Origin of the sequence: Halovenus salina (genome assembly GCF_026410925.1) — an archaeon.
Taxonomy (GTDB): Archaea; Halobacteriota; Halobacteria; order Halobacteriales; family Haloarculaceae; genus Halovenus; species Halovenus salina.
In genome coordinates this window covers 1,014,070-1,035,633 of sequence record NZ_CP112972.1, presented here as the reverse complement: position 1 = coordinate 1,035,633, position 21,564 = coordinate 1,014,070, and the positions used below count along the sequence as shown (strand labels likewise).

15 protein-coding genes and 1 tRNA gene are annotated in these 21,564 nt (G+C 58.6%); 6 read left to right on the top strand and 10 right to left on the bottom strand.

What is annotated here, in order from left to right:
• From OSC37_RS05175 to OSC37_RS05140, 8 genes are all read right to left on the bottom strand, one after another.
• Positions 1-1,332, bottom strand: coding sequence for an ABC transporter ATP-binding protein (locus tag OSC37_RS05175; RefSeq protein ID WP_267163531.1), 1,332 nt, complete (start codon positions 1,330-1,332; stop codon positions 1-3).
• The gene (locus OSC37_RS05170) at positions 1,329-2,678 is read right to left on the bottom strand and encodes an ABC transporter ATP-binding protein (RefSeq protein WP_267163530.1); all 1,350 of its coding nucleotides are present in this window, start codon (positions 2,676-2,678) and stop codon (positions 1,329-1,331) included. Before OSC37_RS05170 ends, OSC37_RS05175 begins: the two co-directional genes overlap by 4 nt.
• The gene (locus OSC37_RS05165; RefSeq protein ID WP_267163529.1) at positions 2,678-4,441 is read right to left on the bottom strand and encodes an ABC transporter permease; all 1,764 of its coding nucleotides are present in this window, start codon (positions 4,439-4,441) and stop codon (positions 2,678-2,680) included. Before OSC37_RS05165 ends, OSC37_RS05170 begins: the two co-directional genes overlap by 1 nt.
• Entirely contained in the window at positions 4,438-5,493 is a 1,056-nt protein-coding gene (locus OSC37_RS05160) for an ABC transporter permease (protein ID WP_267163528.1), read from the bottom strand. The genes OSC37_RS05165 and OSC37_RS05160 overlap by 4 nt, the downstream gene beginning before the upstream one ends.
• Positions 5,494-5,780: 287 nt before the next feature.
• Positions 5,781-7,712 (bottom strand): ABC transporter substrate-binding protein, encoded by a 1,932-nt coding sequence (locus OSC37_RS05155; protein ID WP_267163527.1) that lies wholly within the window; start codon positions 7,710-7,712, stop codon positions 5,781-5,783.
• Between the two features lie 670 nt (positions 7,713-8,382).
• The gene (locus OSC37_RS05150; RefSeq protein WP_267163526.1) at positions 8,383-8,640 is read right to left on the bottom strand and encodes a hypothetical protein; all 258 of its coding nucleotides are present in this window, start codon (positions 8,638-8,640) and stop codon (positions 8,383-8,385) included.
• A 469-nt stretch (positions 8,641-9,109) separates the two neighbouring features.
• Positions 9,110-10,063 (bottom strand): polysaccharide deacetylase family protein, encoded by a 954-nt coding sequence (locus tag OSC37_RS05145; RefSeq protein ID WP_267163525.1) that lies wholly within the window; start codon positions 10,061-10,063, stop codon positions 9,110-9,112.
• Between the two features lie 2 nt (positions 10,064-10,065).
• Positions 10,066-10,911 (bottom strand): formyl transferase, encoded by an 846-nt coding sequence (locus OSC37_RS05140; protein ID WP_267163524.1) that lies wholly within the window; start codon positions 10,909-10,911, stop codon positions 10,066-10,068.
• 132 nt (positions 10,912-11,043) lie between these two features.
• On the opposite strand from OSC37_RS05140, the gene OSC37_RS05135 reads away from it, so the two are divergent.
• The gene (locus OSC37_RS05135) at positions 11,044-11,277 is read left to right on the top strand and encodes a site-specific integrase (RefSeq protein WP_267163523.1); all 234 of its coding nucleotides are present in this window, start codon (positions 11,044-11,046) and stop codon (positions 11,275-11,277) included.
• Here OSC37_RS05135 and OSC37_RS05130 read toward each other — a convergent pair.
• Positions 11,260-11,658: a hypothetical protein gene (locus tag OSC37_RS05130; RefSeq protein ID WP_267163522.1), complete on the bottom strand. Its 399-nt coding sequence runs from the start codon at positions 11,656-11,658 to the stop codon at positions 11,260-11,262. The two genes, OSC37_RS05135 and OSC37_RS05130, sit on opposite strands and share 18 nt — an antisense overlap.
• Positions 11,659-12,051: 393 nt before the next feature.
• A tRNA-Asp gene (locus tag OSC37_RS05125) sits at positions 12,052-12,124 on the bottom strand.
• 220 nt (positions 12,125-12,344) lie between these two features.
• Here OSC37_RS05125 and OSC37_RS05120 point away from each other — a divergent pair.
• Genes OSC37_RS05120 through OSC37_RS05100 form a run of 5 tightly spaced genes read left to right on the top strand, consistent with a single transcriptional unit; the run spans position 12,345 to position 21,561 of the window.
• A complete protein-coding gene (locus OSC37_RS05120; RefSeq protein ID WP_267163521.1) occupies positions 12,345-12,572 on the top strand; it encodes a DNA-directed RNA polymerase subunit H in 228 nt (75 codons plus the stop codon).
• A complete protein-coding gene (locus OSC37_RS05115; RefSeq protein WP_267163520.1) occupies positions 12,572-14,134 on the top strand; it encodes a DNA-directed RNA polymerase subunit B'' in 1,563 nt (520 codons plus the stop codon). Before OSC37_RS05120 ends, OSC37_RS05115 begins: the two co-directional genes overlap by 1 nt.
• A 4-nt stretch (positions 14,135-14,138) precedes the next feature.
• Positions 14,139-15,965, top strand: coding sequence for a DNA-directed RNA polymerase subunit B (gene rpoB / locus OSC37_RS05110; protein WP_267163519.1), 1,827 nt, complete (start codon positions 14,139-14,141; stop codon positions 15,963-15,965).
• A 1-nt stretch (position 15,966) separates the two neighbouring features.
• On the top strand, positions 15,967-18,882 hold the full coding sequence (locus OSC37_RS05105) for a DNA-directed RNA polymerase subunit A' (protein ID WP_267163518.1): 2,916 nt from the start codon (positions 15,967-15,969) through the stop codon (positions 18,880-18,882).
• 9 nt (positions 18,883-18,891) lie between these two features.
• Positions 18,892-21,561, top strand: a complete 2,670-nt coding sequence (locus tag OSC37_RS05100) for a DNA-directed RNA polymerase subunit A'' (protein ID WP_267163517.1) — start codon at positions 18,892-18,894, stop codon at positions 21,559-21,561.
• Positions 21,562-21,564: the final 3 nt, after the last annotated feature.

Sequence of the window (21,564 nt, the reverse complement as noted above, 5' to 3'; positions counted from 1 at the left end):
TTAGTAGCGCTCTTCGAGCACCTGTGCCGGGCGGCGGTGGTCGTCGCCGTGGCGGTGACAGAAGCTCTCTCGCCCGGTTTCGCTGACTGTGTGATACTCTGGCTGTTCGGACTCACAGACGCCGCCGAACTCGTCGGTGAGTACGTCTAGTGCCGCCTCCTCGTCGTTGTTCGAGGCGTGTTCAACTATCTGATTGATGCTTGACTCGGCTTCGGGGGGTATCTGAAGATGGCCGAATAGCTCTTCGTACGTCTCTTCGACGGTTGCGAACCGCGTCTGTCGACCCAGACGCTCGCGGATGCGCTCTCGTATCGACCGATCGGCCCGTTTTCGTTCCAACAACACATCCCGGAGTGTATTGATACCCTTCCAAATCTCGTCGTCGAGATGCTCGAACTCCGGAGGACGAATCCGTGCCGGACAACGCGTGCTGAACGGACAGCCCGACGGCGGATACCGCGGGTTTGGGGGCGTGCCGTACAACGTAATTCGCTCGGTCGTATCCGTGGGGTCCGGCTCTGGAATCGCTGACAGGAGTGAATGTGTGTACGGGTTGGCCGGGTCGGTGAACAGCTCTTCTGTCGGCCCGATTTCCATGATATTCCCCAGGTACATGACGGCGACGCGGTCACAGATGTGACGCACCACCGAGAGGTCGTGAGCAATAATCAGATACGTCAGGCCGAACTCCTCCTGAAGGTCTTCAAGGAGATTGATTACCTCTGCCTGGACCGACACGTCGAGTGCGCTGACAGGCTCGTCGAGTACCATGAAATCCGGCTCCAACGCAAGCGTCCGGGCAATGCCGATACGCTGACGCTGGCCGCCCGAGAACTGGTGTGGATACCGGAAGTAGTGTTCCGGCCGGAGGCCAACCGTCTCCAGTAGCTCTCTGACGCGGTCCCGGCGGTCGGCCGGCGTCTCCCACTCGTAGACGTCGAGGGGCTCGCGGACGATTTCGCCGACTGTCATCCGATCGTTGAGGCTTGAATCGGGGTCCTGGAACACCATTTGTGCGTTTCGACGCCACTCGTAGAGCTGGTCCGAATTCAGCTCGGTAATATCTGTCCCCTCGTAGCGGACTTCGCCCCCGGTCGCGTCTTCGAGCTGGAGCAGCGTGCGCCCGAGCGTCGTCTTCCCACAGCCTGACTCACCGACCAGGCCGAGTGTCTCGCCACGGAAGACGTTGAACGAGACACCGTCGACTGCCTTGACCGGTGGCCCACCGAACATCCCCGAATCGCCGTAATACGTCTTCAGCTCTCTGACCTCGACCAGCTTCTCCTGTCGTTCTCTCGTCGCACTATCGCTGGATGCAAGTTGTTGGCTCATTTGCTATCACCTCGTCCGTCACCGCCTCTATGTATCTCGACCCGTCGCGTCTCCGGTATCTCCTCTGGGTACAACAGACACGCAGCCGTATGCTCGTTGCTCTTCTCGCCCACCCCGACGTGAGACGGGTGGACCACCTCGCAAGCGTCGAACGCTTTCGGACACCGCGGCGCGAATCGACAATCCGAGGCCGCCTCGGTCGGTGTCGGAACGTTCCCTTCGATGGTCTCAAGTCGCTCTCCCGACTGTGTCCCTGGAATCGACCGGAGGAGCCCCCTTGTGTAGGGGTGTTTGGGGCTCTCGAACAGCGAGTAGACGTCGGCCTGTTCGATAACTTCGCCCGCGTACATCACGTTCACCTTGTCCGAGACTTCGGCGATGACACCCATGTCGTGGGTGATAAACATGATGCCGATGTCACGCTCCTCCTGAATCTCTGCGAGGAGCTCCAGAATCTGGGCTTGGATTGTCACATCGAGTGCAGTCGTCGGCTCGTCACAGATGAGCAACTCCGGCTCACAGGCAAGCGCCATCGCAATAACCGCACGCTGGCGCATCCCGCCAGAGAACTGGTGGGGATACTCGTTGACACGCCGGCCAGCGTCCGGAATGCCGACGGCTTCGAGCAACTCGACTGCTTCGCGGGTCGCCTCCTCACCGCTGAGACCACGGTGCAGGTTTAGGGCTTCTTTTATTTGGTTGCCGACGGTGAACACCGGATTCAGGCTCGTTAGGGGGTCCTGGAACACCATGGCAATTCGACCACCGCGCATCTGTCGCTGCCGCTCGCCATCGAGGCGCGTAACCTCGATGAACCCTGCAGTGATATCTTCTGGCGAGTCTCCCGCCCGTTCTGTGATGAACACACAGTCGTTCTTGTTCGTGATATCTAACTCGTCGCCGTAGCCGGCGGCGAGAATATCCGTGAGTGTCACATCGCCTCGCTGCTCGCGCCCGAACGTCTCCGCGGTCACCTCTGACGGTATCTTGTCGAGCAACTCCCCGGGATTGTGTTCGCTTCGAAGCTCGGTCACGTCGACGGTGTGTTTCGAGAACGTCTCAGCGTAATCTTTGACTGCTTCTAACTGGTGGAACCGAACACTGCTCCCTCTGAGTACCCGTCCAGGCTGTTCGACGAGTCCCATTATCGACCGTGCGGTGACACTCTTTCCGGAACCACTCTCGCCGACAATACCGACGGTTTCTCCGGAGTCGATATCCATCGAGATTCCGTCGACCGCCCGAATTGTCTCTTTGTCTGTGAAGAACGCGGTCTGGAGGTTCCGAACATCTATCAGTGGTGTCTCGTCCGCGTTCTGATTCCGTGTGGTGCCTTCGACTGACATCAGGCACCACCTCCGGCGTTGCCGCTGTTCGCCTCAGCCTGTGGGTCGATTGCGTCTCGGATGCCGTCACCAAGGGCGTTGAAGCCGGTGACGACAATAGCTATCATCACACCAGAGACGGTTGACACGTGCCACGATTCTGTCGCCACCGCCTGGCGGCCGTTAGAGATGAGTCGACCCCATTCGGGAGTCGGCGCTGTGACGCCGTATCCGAGGAATGCGAGCGCTGAGGTGATGATGATGATTCCGCCAATCAGGAGTGAACTGTAGATGATGAGGTAGCTCAGGACGTACGGTGCCATGTGCTTGCGCATGATAGCAAGCGGCGTCTGCCCGTAGCTCTTTGCGGCGTCGACCCACTCCTCCTCTGCGACCTGCAGTGAGGGGCCACGAATCGACCGCCACATGCTGGGCATGTACGCGAACGCGTATATGAGCGCGAGCAGGAATCCACCGTCCATCGGTTCCGCAATCCAGACGTCCCCCTGGCTGAACACGACAGACATCATTAACACCAGGACGAATATCGGAATGGATATTATCGAGTCAGTCGCGATAATCGTCACTAAGTCGACTATCCCGCCGTAGTACGCGCTGGCAAGCGATAGCAACAGCGCCATGAACACTGCGAGGAGTATCGCGACCAGTCCAATCGTCAGCGAGGTCTGTGCCCCGTACGCGATATATGTCATCATATCTTTCCCCTTCGTTGTCGTCCCAAGTGGCGCATACCGGTCGTAATCGTCGTACTCGTTGATACTGACGGTACCGGACCCTTCTCCTTGTGACCTACTGTCGAGGTTTGCGTCACCGTGGAGTGCGGTCTGGACTTCTCCGGCTTCTTCATCGAAATACTTGAACTCGGAATCGCCCGAGTACGGCTCGTATATGTTCTCCTGAATCGGATACGTTGCTATTGTCGGTGCAAACAACGCGAGCACGATGAATCCGAGGACGATAGCAAGACCGAAGATTCCCCAATTGTGGTTGCGGAGGTTGTCGACAACGTCGTCGCGCGGCGTCCAGTCCATCGACCGGTAGTGTTCTCTGAATACGTTGTAGCCCCGCCAGAGCCACGCGATAAAGATTGCCGCATAGACCCACACGACGAGGAACCGGGTGAGCCATGCATACCGGGGTGAGAGCCCGAGGAACGTCCCCTCCCAGCTCCCGTCTGCTGTCTGATAGCCGTGGTTCGGAATCGTCTCCCTACTGATGAGTGTCTGGATCTCCGAAAGGGAATCGAGGGTTCCGACGTAGAAGCCGGCCTCGTTTCGCAACGCCGCTCCGAGCGGCGTAAATACGAGGACAGCTGTGACGGCTGCAAATACCGCGGTCAGGAAGCTCCGTTCGAACCAGATACGACGGCTCCGACTCAACTCCAGGCCGAGCTTGGAATCTGGGTGCAATGGAAGATACCCTCGAAGAAGCGTCGCGAGGACGAACAACAGTAGCAACGCAGTAACGTCCGAGGCGACCGACCCGACGAGGAATCCAAGGGACTCTTCGAAATTTGACCCAACCCAGGCAGGCGCCGCAATGAAGCCATCGAGGACGAACTTGACACCGCCACCGAGGGTGAGCGCCCAGTCGATAAACCGCGAGAACTCCGGCAGTATGAGCAACAGCAACACCGCCGTCCAGAGTGCTGCTGGGCGGGGGTTGCTCCGGAGTCGTTGCCGGAACGATTCTTCCGTCTCAGTACCTCCGTCCGTTCGTATCGCAGTGTCGCTCATGGAACTGTTGGGTTGTGTCTCGGTCATTGGTCGTACCCTACCCGCGGGTCGATTATTGTGTACAGAATGTCCTGAACGATATTCAGTGATATTATTATCACGGTGAACAGGAACACGATAGCACCGGCGAGTGGCACATCGGCCGTCTGTATCGAACGGAAGTACATCCGCCCGAGTCCGTTGATGTTGAAGATCTGCTCCATAATCACGGACCCACCGATGAGGATGAAGGCCTCACTCGTTATAATCGGGACAAGTGGAATCAACGCGTTGCGGAAGACGTGTTTCCAGACGATTTTCCGGCCCTTCAACCCTTTTGCTTTTGCCGTCTCGACGTAGTTCGAATTGATATTTTCCAGAACGGCCGTCCGTCCGAGGCGCAACTCCGCGGCCATCGACGAGGACCCGAGAATCAGCGCCGCCGGCAAAATCAGCTTCGCGTCGACGAAGAATGCCGACCAGTCCACTCCGGTAAGCATTGGGACGCCAAAGACATCGCCGATTGTGGCGAAATTGAGATCCGGCGTTCCAACGGCACTTTGGGTCTGTGGGCCCGTCGTATACCAATTGAACCCGAAAGGCCCGCCCCCGCCGTTTGTCGACCGAAGGAAGCCAAGTGCCAGCACGGCGAGCCAGAAGTTCGGCATCGACCGCCAAATAATCCCTGAGACGTTTGCGATGATATCACTGGGCGTGTTGGGGTTCAGGCCGGCATAGAAGCCAAGCGGCAGCCCGATGAACAGTGGGAGGACAATAGCCCAGACACCCAGCCAGATTGTCGGTCCCGCGACTTCCAGAAGCATGCCTCGGACATCAGCGCCGTTTCGAACGACCCAGGACTCTCCGGAAAATGTGATTGTTTCGACTAGGTAGTCCTGGAACTGCACCCACAGTGGCTCGTCGAGGCCGAGTTCTTCGCGCAATCGTTGGACGTTTGCCCCCTGTGCCTGTTGTCCGAGCCGTGCAGCGACTGGGTCCAGCGGCCCCAGCCGAAGGACGAGAAAGAGGAACGTGATGACCGAGAACACGACCGGGACCGACATCGCCAGTCGCTTTATGACATACTGCCACCGACTCATCGTCTATCACCGACGAACGTGTCATCTCGGAAGTACCGCTGATTTTGTGGCTCTCGGATCATATGTCCAGAGTTGAACGCTTCTATAATATATATCCTTTTTTCCCCGCTCAGGAGCGGACGCGCGACATCCGACACAGATGTTTGTCCGCCGTGACATCGGTCGGTGGCTCTACTGGGCTGTACGTGGCACTGTTGTCGTTGCTGGTTCATTGTCTGAGGGATCAAAACACGCACGGCGGCTAGATACTGGTTCGATAACGGTGTGGCTGTGCTAGCTGGGCGTCGTTACTGGTTCTCCGAGAGGTTGGTGTGCCAGTCGAGGTAGTAGCCGTTGTTGTCCTCGGGCATGCCGGAGGTATCGGTGTTTTTCGGCTCGAAGCCGAAGTGACCGTATGCGACGCTCTCCCAACTCCAGGCCCATCCGAGAGAGTACATCTGAAGGTCACCGTCGTACCCGCGCTGGATGAGGTCGGAGAACGCGGCTTCCTCGAGCGAGAAGTTAAGATTCGTTCCCGCGAGCTTGTCGCGGATGAGCGTTGCCGCGTTCTGGTAGGTCGGGCTCTGGTAGGTGGTGACCGTGAGTTCGGTCTCCTCGATACCGTTTTCGTCGAGCAGGTCCCGTGCCGCCTGGACGTTACTCGCACCTGGCTCGTCTTCGGTTCCGTACTGCCACTCACTGACCCACTGGTCGTAGCCATCCTGTCCGGTCGGCCAGATTGCCGGCGGAGTGAAGCTGAACGCTGGCGTCTGTCGACCCTCGAAGACTTCTTCGACCAGTTCGTTCTGACCCAGGACGTACGCGACCGCCTGGCGAACCGGCCGCTCGGTATTCGCGACGTTGAACCCGAAGTACCTGGTGACCAGGTCGGTTAGACGCTGGTAGCCCAGCTCGGTGCCTTCGAGCGTGTACGTACCAACACCGCGGCCGCGGTCATCGGTCTCCTCAACGGTATAGTTGTCACGGTTGTAGTAGGAGGTCGGCACGCTGAAGATGTCGAGGTTACCCTCGATCTGCAGCGTGTACCGTGCTTCGCTGTCCTCGACGATACGGTAGATAATCTCCTCCTGCTCGGCGGGCGTGCCGTGATAGTCGTCGAAGCGGCTCAGCAGCATCTCCTCGTTCTGTGACCAGGATTCGAGCTGCCACGGACCTGTTCCGAAGCTCTCCTGGGTTCGGAGAGTCTCGACGTCGATTTCGCCGTCGTAGCCCTCGATGTCACCGACGAGGCCCTCGGGCAGGATACCGAACGCCTGGTAGGTCAGGACATCGAGCACTGCGGGGTTGGGGTTCTCGGTCGTCAGCTCGAGCGTATAGTCGTCGACGACTTCGAGGCCCAGCGAGTCAGGGACGACGTTCCCTTCGTCGTCGGTCTCGTGGACCATTCCGATGCCGTTCGGTGCCTCGAAGACGAACTCTGCGCGAACGCTCTGTTCTGCCTCTGCGAGGCGGCGAATCGAGTAGTAGACATCGTTCGCGGTGAGCTCCTCACCGTTGTGGAACTGGACACCCTCTTTCAGGTTGAACGTGTACGTCAGGCCGTCATCGGAGAGCTCGAACGAGTCGAGAACCTGGTTCTCGATTTCCGGAACACCCCGAGGATAGTGGACCAACTTGTCGTAGCACTTGTGGATGACAGTCGCCGAGGCCGTGTCGTCGGACTCGACCGGATCGAGAGAACTGTTGGTTGCGTTGCGCAGCTGCAGCCTGTCGGAGCCCTCCACGCTCGTCGTTTTGTGCTGGTGGTAGGAGTTACCGAGCGCGCCTCTGCGCTCCCAGTCGACCTCCTGGCGCCAGAAGGTTTCGCCGACATCGTGTCCGAAGTTGATCATCACCATGTCGTCACGGACCGCTTCCTCGATCTCGACGTAGGCCTCGTTTCGGAGGTCCTGGTCTTCGGGAGCGGGGTTGGTGGAGATGGTCTCCCAGGCAGCCTGTGCCTTATCGGCGTTGGTCATCTCGCTCTCGCCGTCTTCGCCGTCCTCACCGTCTTCGCCGTCCTCACCGTCTTCGCCATCGCCGCCGTCTTCACCGTCACTGCCGTCTTCACCGTCACTGCCGTCTTCACCGTCACTGCCGTCACTGCCGTCTTCACCATCTTCGCCATCTTCTCCGTCGTCACCGTCGTCTCCGCCAAAGATAGCGGAACAGCCAGCCAGCCCAACGCTGGCGCTTCCACCCAGGGCGGCAAGAAGGCGCCGACGTCGTGTGCTATTCAAGTTATCTCCGTCAGAGTTTCTGGACATACTAATGGGATAAACTAAACCAATAGGTAAAAAATTATCGTCATAGGTCTCTCACTCAGAAACAAATGGTATGTGAGACCAAGTTACAATCTGGACGAGTGGCTTGTTTATATATGCAGCGGACTGGTAGTTCAGGGATATCTTTCGTATGGGCCCCCGAGTGTCCTCAAACGAGTGGGGCGTCGACGAGTTCGATATCGTACACGGTGCCTTGTTCGCGGCCGTATACCACATGATACGCGCCGAGAGCGAGCGCGAAGACGTGACAAATATTCTTGGTGAGCTAATCGTGAACGACGTCATTCGAGAATACGCCGAGGATCACGGAGTATATGCACCGCTCCATGGGGGATACAATTCAATTTCCTGTCGCTTGAAGATTGTGTGCCGCTCGATTCGCTCAGGGCAAAGCTTGAGGAGGGAGAGAAGTTACGAAAAAAGCCCACATGGCCCTCGACTACGGCAGTATGCATCCGAATACCGAGGAGGATTTGTAACCACGGCGGCTGAGAGTATTAACCAACAGTCGCGGTGTCACACCTGCCGGTGTTGGTTAACGTTCGGGACGGCGTCACGCTTCAGCTTGTCGGGCGGGCGTGTCACCCTCTCCGTCGATTGGTCCGGGTTCGTTAGTTGCCGTGGCTCAACCCTCGGTGTTCGATACGTCTGCCTCGTCAACGAGCCACCATACCGTGTTACGTCCGCCTATTCGCTTACTCTCCAGCTCGCTGTACTCTTCAAGCGCCTGGAGCCGGTTAAGCGTCCCTCGGCGCTTGATAGGGACGGCGTCGGCGACTTCCGCCGTCGAGAGGACGGGATCAGACGTCGTCCGAAACACGTCGAGTAGGTTCTCGTCGGTTACCCTGGGCTTTCGCCCGCCTTTGTTACTGGATTCAGGCATCAGTGTCTACTACGGCGTTAATTCCCTAAAATTTATGCCTTCTAAGGGATAAAAACCAAATACCGACCAATAGATACCCTCTTCGATAGTTTTAATTTTCATGCTGTCTAAGGTAACAACAAGAAAAGACGGTCCCCTCGGGGCGTGTTGAAACGTCCGAGTACTGGAGACACCCAAACCGGCCTTTCTTGGAGCGAAAGACCATGTCTGCCTACGAAATCACTACCCAAGAAAGAACCGACGCCGAACTAACCGACTTTGACGGTCGCCCCGGTGACTGCTCATGCACCGGGAGTCGGCTTGAGGCCGAAGCCGGCCTTCTGTGCTGGCCGTGCTACTGTGACGGGTTTGACGTCCTGAACCCGAACGCACCCATCGACGAGGAGCATGTGTGCGATTTTGTCTGACGTGATAAGTATACTCAGCAAACTATCTGTATCAAACTACAGGGCTCGAACAATTGTAATCATCACTTTGAATTAGTTCCTATCGAGCCGCTTGCCTCGCCATAGGGAAATTCGTTACAGTCGTATCGGGGAAGAGCCTGTGGGCGTGATCCGATATCTTCATCCGTTATATCTGCCGACTCGACTTTAAAGCACCATTCGCATTCGCATGAATTGAGTAATTCAACCGTTATTTCATTGTAGGTCGCATCGTTTCCGTAGGGATAACAAAATGTTCTAAGGGTCATGTCACCGAGGATATCATCCAGATGGGCGAAACTATCGTGAATTTGGAGTTCTTGTTCTCTCTTATCAAGTTTCGAGAGCACAGGATGGTTGACTGTATGTGCACCAATCGTCATCCCATTTTGATACATTTCGCGCAACTCCTCAGGCCGGACGTAGTAATCAGAGACATCCACCGGTTCGTGGCCAATACGTGCTGCGAGCCGGTCCAGAACCTCTGTCTGGAACTCATCAGATACGTAATAGTTCAGTATCCGTTTAACTTCTTTTGTCGCTTTGATGTCGTCGTGTGTCTTGTACGTCTTCGTTTTATATTCCTCGCGTCGGCGGTGTGGAATCATTTTTTCCTCAATAATCTCATGCGTTTCTGCAAGGAGTTCCGACCCTGAAACCTCCCCGAGAAGAATATGAGTCTTATGGACATCCAACAGGGTTTCGGTCTGATAGGGGCCCGTCGGCACATAGAATATACCCCAGAGATCCCGTTTCTGTAATTCGGCGAAAACAAACTCGTAATGATCCCGGAGCCCGTCGTCGAACGTGAGTATGACTCCTGATGGAGGAGTTGAACGCACCCCGCGAAGATACGCGAGAAACGACTCACGCTCAACGAATCCGAATTCCTGATCAAAGTAATCCAACTGTTTGCGGAAATCGGTGATATCAAGATAATAGTAGTTCGGCAGGCGATCTACCCCATCCCGGACGTAGTGATACATAACCGCCTTCATTATCACACATCGGAATGCGTCAGCGGTTTTTCCTCGTCGATGACTGGATGTTTCACGATTGGTACCTCGGCGACTCGCTCCTCCTCGCTCTGAAGGTACTCCTCGACCATCCCATCCGCGAAGTTCTCATACAGTTGCGCTGTTGCGTCTGGATTATAGTCGCTTGATTTATAATAGTGATCGTTGTTCGGTTCGTCGATCTGTGATACGTGGTGAAGATCGTCAAAGCGTCGGACGATTTCTGGATAAACCTGTCCTACATCCGCTATGAGTCGGTTTCCTATGTCATGGGGTCCATCATACGGATGGACACGGGCACGAAGCTGATGGATAATTTCACCGGTATCAACACCCTCATCAATATACATGAATGTCGCACCGACGTACTCGGGTTCACCGTTCACTAACGGCCAGAAATTTGTCCCTGTACCCCGGTAATACGGAGATAGACCGAGGTGAACATTGAGAATTCTACCATCGTACTCGCTTAGTAGGGGATCTCGGATGATAGAACTCCCGTAGACCACAAGCAGGTCAGGTTCGAGATCCGTTATTTCCTCGTAGTACTGCTGTTCATTAATATCACCGTATGGAATCTCGATTGGATTACTCCGATCGGGTGTGGTATTCACGAAGTGAGCAAAGTAATCGTGCTCGGAGCGAGCACGCCGTTCCAGATGGTCTATGCGTACTTGCTCTCCGTTTTTGCGTGCCTCTTCAAGAAGGGAGCCACTTTTCGACTCGCAGTAGGACTTGACCACTTCAATATTGTCCGCAAGGCCGAACGTCTGACGAAGGTAGCTGTGCCGAAGTGAGTTCGCAGTCAAAATAATGATATCGGTAGTCATGAAACAGGATAGAATGAACTGGGGTATAATTCCTATGATAGCGTGGCAATACAACGTGCTATAGTGTATCCACCTTTCGAGAGGTGTCACGACTTCGGGTGAACTGTGCGCTCTTGACTCGACCATCTCAACTTGGACGCCGGAACGGTGTACCTCCCGGACCGAATTCAGATAGGTTCGCTCCCGCCGGCGACACTCAAGATCGCAACCGAGGGCGACGTGTGGCCCCAGGTCGCCGGCGGCGGTGTCGGCGATTCCGACGACGTCACCCCTCACACTCTCCGGCACTCGGTCGCCTATCGGATTATCCAGGTTGACGGCGGCCGCCTCGAGGACGTCCAACTCCGGTTACGCAATGCGAACTGACAGACCACCGACCAAATATACAGCCACCTCATCCCGAGGCGTGTCGTGGTTGCACTCGTCGGGGAGGTCGCGGTCTAACTGTTGGTGGAACCACTCCAGCGCGTCGACGAGCGCCGAACCGTCGGTATCGGGAGCTTCGGACGTCGTCGAGGCCGGTTTGTCCGCCTCGAGGATGGGGTCTCCGTCCCCAAAATCCTTTTCGGGCGCACTGGTGTCAGGCGTTTCGAGCGCCAGGTGGGGCTCGTTGCTCGCGAGGGCGTCGCCCACGACGTCACCCCATACGGTGGGTTCGGTGTCGGTCGCGCCGAGCACCTCGGGTGTGGCCGCGTCCGCATTCAGCTGCAGGTACTCGGCAATCCGATCGGCGTCCGGGACCGTCACGCCAGACACCCCTGATTATCAAAACCGGCGGTGTGAGATATAGCGACCCCTCTCTTATACGTGGGACCTAAACGAAAATTGGTACGCCCGGAACGGGATTTGAACCCATGCAGAGACGGTCCGGGCTGTGGCCTCACTTCGTTCGGCCAGTCCGGGCGTGCGACTCCTTGTGTTCCAATCCCTCTCGATCGCACAGTGACTTCACGAGTGGGTCGCGGAGATGGAACTCCGCGACGTGTGAAATCGGAGAAACGCCCGGAGCGGGATTTGAACCCGGGCGACTTCGTTCGCTGACGCTCACTCGTCGCGTGGTTCAAATCCCTCTTAGTTACACAGCAAAATCGGGATGCGGCGCGATAAAACGCGCCGCTTGTCAGTTTGATTTTGAAGAAGCGCCCGGAGCGGGATTTGAACCCGCGTCACGACCGTGACAGGGTCGTATGATGGGCCACTACACCATCCGGGCACGCATTTTCTCGTATCCGGGTAATAGTATTAAGACTTTCCAATCGGAGCCGCCTCGCAAGGTATTTTATCCCACGCTACAAATTGCCATTTACCTGAGCACCATTGGTTCCGCAAGGGACCAATAGCCCCGCCGACTCGATTTAATAAGCGTTATATGCCTCGCAGAAATATCGTACTGTAGTATCTACGAACAGATTCTTCGCCCGTAAGCCACACTCATGGTAGATGTAAGCAACCACAAACTCGTACCGGATCACACCGTCCTTGACGAGGATGAACTCGAGGACGTGATGCAGGAGTACAACGTCGAAAAAACCGACCTCCCGAAAATCACGCGAACAGACCCTGCGCTGCCTGACGAGGCGGCCGTAGGCGATGTCGTCAAGATCACACGGGACTCACGAACCACGGACACAGCCGTGGTGTACCGACTGGTGGTGAAATAATGGATATCGAGGACAAACGCGAAATTTCACGAGAGTACTTTTCACGAGAACGGCTCGCCGAACACCACTTCCGGTCGTTTAACAACTTTCTCAGCCGGGGGATGCAGCAGGTTGTCGACGAGAAAGAGACCATCGACACCGACATCGGCGACAAGGAAGGCGAGGAGCCGGTCTACGTCGAACTGGGTGACGTCCGTGTAGTCACCCCGCGCGTACGCGAGGCGGACGGCAGCGAGGAACTCCTGTACCCACAGGAGGCACGTCTCCGGAACATCACCTACTCCGCCCCGGTGTTCATGGAGATGGCCGTCATCAAAGGCGGCGAAGAAGAGGAAGAGGTCGTCGTCGACCAGACCGAGACGAAAATCGGCCGGATGCCGATCATGGTCGGCTCAGACAAGTGTAACATCGCCGACTTCACGCGCGAGGAACTCATCGACATCGGTGAAGACCCCGCCGACCCAGGTGGCTACTTCATCGTCAACGGTTCCGAACGCGTCCTGATGACAAGCGAGGATCTGGCCCCGAACAAAATTCTTGCCGAGACCGACACGAAATACGGCGACCAGATCGAGGTCGCAAAGACGTTCTCCCAGCGCCGTGGGTACCGCGCCCTTGTGCTCTGTGAGCGCACGCGTGATGGACTACTCGAAGTCTCGTTCCCCTCGGTGTCGGGCAGCGTCAACTTCGTGACCCTCGTGCGCGCGCTCGGACTGGAATCCGACGAGGAAATCGTCCACCGGGTCAGCGACGACCCCGAGATCGTGAAGTTCATGCTGGAGAACCTGGAAGCCGCCGAGGTCCAGACGACCGAGGAGGCAATCGAGGCACTCGGTAAGCGAGTCGCCTCCGGCCAGGGCAAAAACTACCAGCTCAAGCGGGCAAACTACGTCATCGACCGCTACCTGCTTCCCCACCTCCACGAGGAAGGCGTCGAAGAAGAAGATGTCCGCATCAACAAGGCCTACTACCTCTGTCGGATGGCCGAGGCCTGCTTCGAGCTGGCGCTCGAGCGGCGCGAAGCCGACGACAAGGACCATTACGCGAACAAGCGCCTCAAGGTATCGGGCGACCTGATGCGTGACCTGTTCCGGACGGCCCTGAACAAGCTGGCCCGAGACGTGAAATACCAGCTCGAACGCGCGAACATGCGGAACCGTCAGCTCTCTGTGTCGACGGTGGTCCGCTCGGACGTGCTGACCGAACGGCTCGAACACCCGATTGCGACAGGGAACTGGGTCGGCGGTCGCTCGGGCGTCTCCCAGTTGGTCGACCGGACCGACTACATGGGTGTTCTCTCTCACCTGCGCCGGCTACGGTCGCCGCTCAGTCGCTCACAGCCACACTTCGAGGCCCGAGACCTCCACGCCACCCAGTGGGGGCGTATCTGTCCCTCCGAGACACCGGAAGGACCGAACTGTGGGCTGGTCAAGAACTTCGCACAGGCGATGGAACTCTCACAGAACGTCGAGGACGAACAGGAGCTGAAACAGGAACTCGCTGGGATGGGCGTCGAGGGCATCCCCGGCATCGAGGGCATCGACGCCCCCGCGGACGACTAAAATCATGAGTCAGGGACGAGAAGCCAAAGTATACGTTAACGGCAGTCTGGTCGGCACACACCCCGACCCGGAACAGCTCGCAGAACAGATTCGACAGGCTCGACGCCGGGGCGAAGTCAGCGATATGGTCAACGTCTCGGTCAAGGGACGAACCAGCGAGGTCATCGTCAACGCCGACGCCGGCCGTGCCCGGCGGCCGCTTCTGGTCGTCGAGAACGGTGAGCCGCTCATCTCCGAGACGGAGGTCGAGGCACTGAAAGCCGGTGATACCGACTTCCAGGAACTCGTCGAACGCGGCTACGTCGAGTTCATTGACGCCGAGGAGGAAGAGGACATCCTCGTCGGGGTCGACGAGGAGGAGCTTACCGACGACCACACGCACCTCGAAATCGACCCACAGCTGATGTTCGGTATCGGCGCAGGGATGATTCCATACCCCGAACACAACGCCTCACCGCGTATCACCATGGGGTCGGGGATGATCAAACAGTCGCTCGGTCTCCCGGCGGCGAACTACCGCATCCGCCCGGACACACGACAGCATCTCCTGCATTACCCGCAGCTGTCGATGGTCAAGACCCAGACGACAGAACAGATCGGATACGACGACCGGCCGGCGGCCCAGAACTTCGTCGTCGCCGTGATGAGCTACGAGGGGTTCAATATCGAGGACGCCCTTGTAATGAACAAGGGCTCTGTCGAGCGCGCGCTCGCCCGGTCGCATTTCTTCCGGACCTACGAGGGCGAGGAGCGGCGCTACCCCGGCGGTCAGGAAGACCGCTTCGAGATTCCCGACGACGAGGTCCGTGGTGCACGCGGCGAAGAGGCCTACACACACCTCGATGAGGACGGCCTCGTCAATCCCGAAACTGATGTCGGCGAGAACGCCGTCCTGCTAGGGAAAACGTCGCCGCCACGGTTCCTCGAAGAGCCCGACGACATGGGCGGACTCTCGCCGCAGAAGCGCCGAGAGACGAGCGTCACGATGCGCTCGGGTGAGTCTGGCGTCGTCGACACGGTGACGCTGATGGAAAACGAGGACGGCTCGAAGTTGTCGAAGGTCTCGGTTCGTGACGAGCGGATTCCCGAGCTCGGCGACAAGTTCGCCTCCCGGCACGGACAGAAGGGTGTGGTCGGCCACATCGCGCCACAGGAGGATATGCCGTTCACCCAGGACGGGGTCGTTCCGGACCTCATCCTGAACCCCCACGCACTCCCATCGCGGATGACCGTGGGCCACATTCTGGAGATGATCGGCGGCAAGGTCGGCTCGCTCGAAGGCCGCCGCGTCGACGGGACACCGTTCACCGGCGAGGACGAGGACGAACTCCGCGGTGCGCTCGAGGACCGCGGCTTCAAATCCAGCGGCAAGGAGATCATGTACTCCGGCATCACCGGAGAGAAAATTGAGGCCGAGATCTTCGTCGGCACCATCTTCTACCAGAAGCTGTATCACATGGTGTCGAACAAGATTCACGCCCGCTCACGCGGGCCGGTCCAGGTGCTCACGCGCCAGCCGACCGAGGGACGCGCCCGCGAGGGTGGTCTCCGTATCGGTGAGATGGAACGGGACGTGTTCATCGGGCACGGCGCAGCCATGACGCTCAAAGAGCGTCTGCTCGATGAGTCCGACCGCGAGTTCATCAACGTCTGTGGCAACTGCGGGATGACCGCAGTCGAGAACGTCGAGCAACGCCGGGTGTACTGCCCGAACTGCGACGAGGAGACCGAAATACACGAGGTCGAGATGTCGTACGCGTTCAAGCTGCTGCTCGACGAAATGAAAGCACTCGGCATCGCGCCGCGAGTCGAACTGGAGGACGCAGTCTAACATGAGTCAGCACGCACCAAAAGAAATCAGCCAGATAAACTTCGGCCTGATGGACCCCGAAGAGTACCGCGAGATGAGCGCAACGAAAGTCATCACGGCCGACACGTACGACGATGACGGCTTCCCAATCGACATGGGACTGATGGACCCGCGGCTGGGTGTCATCGACCCCGGCCTTGAGTGCAAGACCTGTGGGCAACACAGCGGCTCCTGTAACGGCCACTTCGGCCATATCGAGCTTGCCGCGCCCGTTATCCACGTCGGATTCTCGAAGCTCATCCGTCGTCTTCTGCGGGGCACCTGTCGGGAGTGTTCCCAACTGCTGCTCACCCAGGACGAGAGAGACGAGTTCCATGACCGCCTGGGCCGGGCACGCAACCTCGACGAGGATCTTAACGACGTGACCAAAGCCGCCGTCAGGCAGGCACGTAAAAAAGACCGGTGTCCCCACTGTAGCGAACCGCAGTTCGATATCCAACACGAGAAGCCGACGACCTACTACGAGGTCCAGCAGGTGCTCGCGTCGGATTATCCGGCTCGTATCGCCGCGGCGATGGAGCCCGACGAGGAAGAAGACGACGAACGCGTAAGTCCGACCGCGCTCGCAGAGGAGACCGACATCGACGCCGGCCGCGTTCAGGAAATCCTCTCCGGCGACTTCCGACCGCGCCAGGACGACCGGAAGGCAATCGAGTCTGCACTCGACGTGGACCTGACCGAGGAGGACATGAACAAGCTGATGCCCTCGGATATCCGGGACTGGTTCGAGGCTATTCCAGACGAGGACCTTGACGTGCTGGGCATCAACCCTGACCGGTCGCGCCCCGAGTGGATGATTCTGACCGTCCTGCCGGTGCCGCCGGTGACGGCTCGGCCGTCGATTACGCTCGACAACGGTCAGCGCTCTGAGGACGACCTCACCCACAAGCTGGTCGACATCATCCGCATCAACCAGCGGTTCATGGAGAACCGCGAAGCCGGCGCGCCACAGCTCATTATCGAGGACCTCTGGGAACTGCTACAGTACCACGTCACCACGTTCATGGACAACGAGATCTCGGGAACACCGCCGGCCCGACACCGCTCTGGCCGGCCCCTGAAGACTCTCTCCCAGCGGCTCAAGGGCAAGGAGGGGCGGTTCCGTGGCTCGCTGTCTGGGAAGCGTGTAAACTTCTCTGCTCGTACTGTTATCTCGCCGGACCCGACACTCAGTCTCAACGAGGTCGGCGTTCCAGACCGTATCGCAAGCGAGATGACCCAGACGATGAACGTCAACGAGCGCAACCTCGAAGACGCCCGCCGGTACGTCCGTAACGGCCCCGAGACACACCCGGGAGCAAACTACGTCCGTCGGGCTGACGGCCGTCGGCTGAAAGTGACCGAAAAGAACTGCGAGGAACTCGCAGAGAAGGTCCAGCCCAGCTGGGAAGTGTCCCGGCACCTCATCGACGGCGACATTGTTATCTTCAACCGACAGCCGTCACTGCACCGCATGTCCATCATGGCCCACGAGGTCGTGGTGATGCCGTACAAGACGTTCCGGCTGAACACGACGGTCTGTCCGCCGTACAACGCCGACTTTGACGGGGACGAGATGAACATGCACGCCCTCCAGAACGAGGAGGCTCGCGCCGAGGCTCGCGTGCTGATGCGTGTCCAAGAGCAACTGCTCAGCCCGCGCTTTGGCGAGAACATTCTGGGCGCAATCCAGGACCACGTCACCGCGACGTATCTCCTCACGAACCAGAATCCCCACTTCAATGAGACACAGGCGCTCGACCTGTTGCGTGCGACCCGAATCGACGAACTGCCCGCAGCCGACGGGACCGAAGACGGCGAGAAGTACTGGACCGGACGCTCGATTTTCTCGGAGCTGTTGCCCGACGACCTGAACCTCGAGTTCACGTCGAACGCCGGCGACGACGTGGTTATCGAGGACGGGCAGCACCTCCAGGGGACGATCGATGAGAACGCCGTCGGTGCGTTCGGTGGCGAGGTCGTCGACACAATCGCAAAGAGCTACTCCCGTACACGGGCGCGCATTTTCATCAACGAGGTTTCCTCGGTCGCGATCCGAACCATCATGCATTTCGGGTTCTCGATCAGTATCGACGACGAGTCGATTCCGCCCGAGGCCCAGTCGCAGGTCGACGAGGCCATCGAGGGAGCCAAAGAGCGCGTCGAGGAGCTCATCGAGATCTACCAGCAGGGCGAGCTCGAACCGCTTCCGGGCCGCTCGGTCGACGAGACCGTCGAGATGAAGATTATGCAGGCACTGGGTCAGGCACGTGACAGCGCCGGCGAAATCGCCGAGGAGCACTTCGGCGACGAGAATCCGGCGGTCGTCATGGCCGACTCTGGTGCGCGTGGGTCCATGCTGAACCTCACGCAGATGGCGGGCCTGGTCGGCCAGCAGGCGGTACGTGGCGAACGCATCAACCGCGGCTACGAGAACCGGACGCTCAGCCACTTCGAGGAGGGCGACCTCTCAGCAGAGGCTCACGGCTTCGTCGAACACTCCTACCGAGAGGGGCTGAACCCCAAGGAGTTCTTCTTCCACGCGATGGGTGGCCGCGAAGGACTGGTCGATACCGCAGTCCGTACCTCGAAGTCCGGGTACCTGCAGCGCCGGCTCATCAACGCACTCACCGAACTCGAAGCACAGTACGACGGCACCGTCCGAGACACCTCGGACACCGTGGTCCAGTTCGAGTTCGGCGAGGACGGCACCTCGCCCGTCGAGGTGTCGAGCGACGAAACCGATCCGGCCGTCGATGTCGAGCGCATCGCCGACCGGGTGATGGACAGCGAGTTCGAGGACCAGAGCGAGAAGCAGCGCTTCATGGGTGAGCGCGAGGAACCGACGAACCTCTCCGAGCACGCCGACGAATGGTGGCTCGCCCAGACCGACGACTGAGGTGATATCATGACAGAACACGACGTATCCGAGGACATCGAAGTGCTCGTCGAGGAGGCTGGACTGCCGGTTCGGCTCCGAAACGAGCTGTACAGCACACTCGAAGAACGCGATGTAACGACCGAGCAGGCCGACGAGATCGTCCAGGCGACGGCCGCCGAATACGAGAAATCCCGTGTCGACCCGCTCGACCCCGTCGGGACGGTCAGTGCCCAGAGTATCGGCGAGCCCGGAACCCAGATGAGCATCCCGCACGATGAACGTGTCATCGTTCGCCGAGGAGACGAGACACAGGTGACCGAAATCGGATCGCTTGTCGACGGGCTTCTCCACGTTCGGGAGACCCAGGATATCGACGGGCACGAGGTGACACGCGCACCGGATGACATCGAAGTGGTGTCACTCCGGAACGACGAACAAGTCGAGTGGAAACCAGTCGAGGAGGTGAGTCGACACGAGGCTCCCGACGAGTTGCTCGAATTCGAGTTGGAGTCCGGACGGACGATTCGAGCGACGAAATCGCACTCGTTCGTCACGCGGAGCGACAACGAGGTCGTTCCCGTCGCAGGCGAGGAGTTGAGCGAAGGTGACTGGTTGCCTGTCATCGGAGAGTTCGACGGCGGAGACCGGACGGCGGTCGATCTGCGTGAACATCTTCCCGCAAGCGAGTACTGGTATACCTCGTCGCTCACGGACGGCGGTGTCGACGTTCATCCCGGCGGCGACTCCCAAATCCACAACAAACGCCAGGCACTTGAGGCAGGAGAACTCGAGGAGCACGCGGTCTACCCGCGACAGGGAACTGTCGCGTTACCTGAACAGTTCCCGATCGACGAGGAGACCGGCTTCTTCATCGGTGCATTCCTTGCCGAGGGGAACCTGACGGACCACTACGTCTCTATCTCCAACGTTGAGGAGCCGTTCCAGAGCCGCGTTCGGGAGTTTGCCGACCGCTTTGACCTCTCGACAAACGAATACGAAAATACGAGCGGGTTCGCGCTCGGCCACGACATTCGCATCAACGGAACGGTTCTTGCCGACTTCCTTCGGGCGTGCTGTGTCGAGGACGGCGAGAAGATCGTTCCGGACTTTGCCTTCGGTGCATCTGACTCGTTTGCATCTGGTCTCCTCTCGGGGTATTTCAGCGGCGATGGCAACGTCGCGACACGGGCAATCCGGTCGAGTTCGACATCGGAGCGCCTGACCGAGGGAGTGGCGTTGTTACTCGCTCGGTTCGGCGTATACGCTACCAGAGGCGAGCAAGACGACTCTCACACGCTCCGGGTTCCGAGCAAACACGTCACCCGATTTGCTGAACAGATTGGGCTGGTCGGTGAGCGCCACGAGCAACTTCGAAACCTCGTCACCGAAATCGACCCGGACGGTCCGGATGCAACCGACCAGATTCCGAACTTCGGAGATAGCCTGAAACGTGCTGCATCGAAGGCAGGTCTCCCATCCAGACAGATCAACAGTGCACACAAGCGCCAGCGCATCGGTCGGAACAGGCTGTCACGTCTGGTCTCCGAGCTATCAGATGAGACAGCAGACGAGATTCCAGAACTCGACGCGTTGCGAACAGCAGTTGAGGGTGATGTCGTCTGGGACCGAATCGAGTCTATCGAGACGTTCACACCAGACCACGAGTACGTGTATGATTTCTCGGTAGCTGGGCTCGAGACGTTCACCACGGCAGAGGGCGTCGTCACGCACAACACGATGAACACGTTCCACTACGCGGGTGTCGCAGAAATCGACGTGACACAGGGTCTGCCTCGGCTCATCGAGCTGGTCGATGCTCGTAAAGAGCCCGACACGCCGATGATGAACGTCTACCTCGAAGACGAGTACGCCGAGAACCGCGACCGTGCCCACGAGGTCGTCTGGAAAATCGAGGCGACCAAGATTCTCCAGCTCGGGGATGTCTCGACGAACGTCGCCGACATGGTTGTCCAGGTATCGCTCAACGAGGAGACCCTCCGAGAGCGGTGGCCGACCGTCGAGGACCCTGTCCAGGTTGCCGAAGAGATTGCGAGCACCATCGAGTCGAAACTCGGCGTCAAGACCATCCAGCAGGGGCTTGGCATCCAGTTCGGTCCCGAAGAGCCATCCTACCGCGACCTCCTCCAGCTCGTCGAGGAGCTCCGTGAGATTACGTTCAAGGGTATCGAGGATATCTCCCGCGTGGTCATCCGGAAAGAAGAGACCGACGAGGGCGAGCAGTTCGTCCTCTACACCGAGGGGTCGGATTTCGGAGACGTGCTCGACATCGAGGGCGTCGACGCCAGCCGGACGACCTGTAACAACATCCACGAGATTCACAAGAACCTCGGCATCGAGGCCGCTCGTGAGGCGATCATCAACGAGACACAGAACACGCTCGAAGAGCAGGGGCTCGACGACGTGAACATCCGTCACCTGATGCTCGTCGCTGACATCATGACGAACAACGGTGAAATCGAGTCTATCGGCCGCCACGGCATCTCCGGCTCGAAGGACTCGGTGCTGGCCCGCGCGGCCTTCGAGGTGACGGTCAGTCACCTGCTCGATGCCGCCATCCACGGCGAGATTGACGAGCTCGACGGCGTGACTGAGAATGTCATTGTCGGCAAACCTATCAAGCTCGGGACCGGCGACGTGGATCTGCGGATGAGCGCAAACGAGTCCCAGGCCGACTGAGCT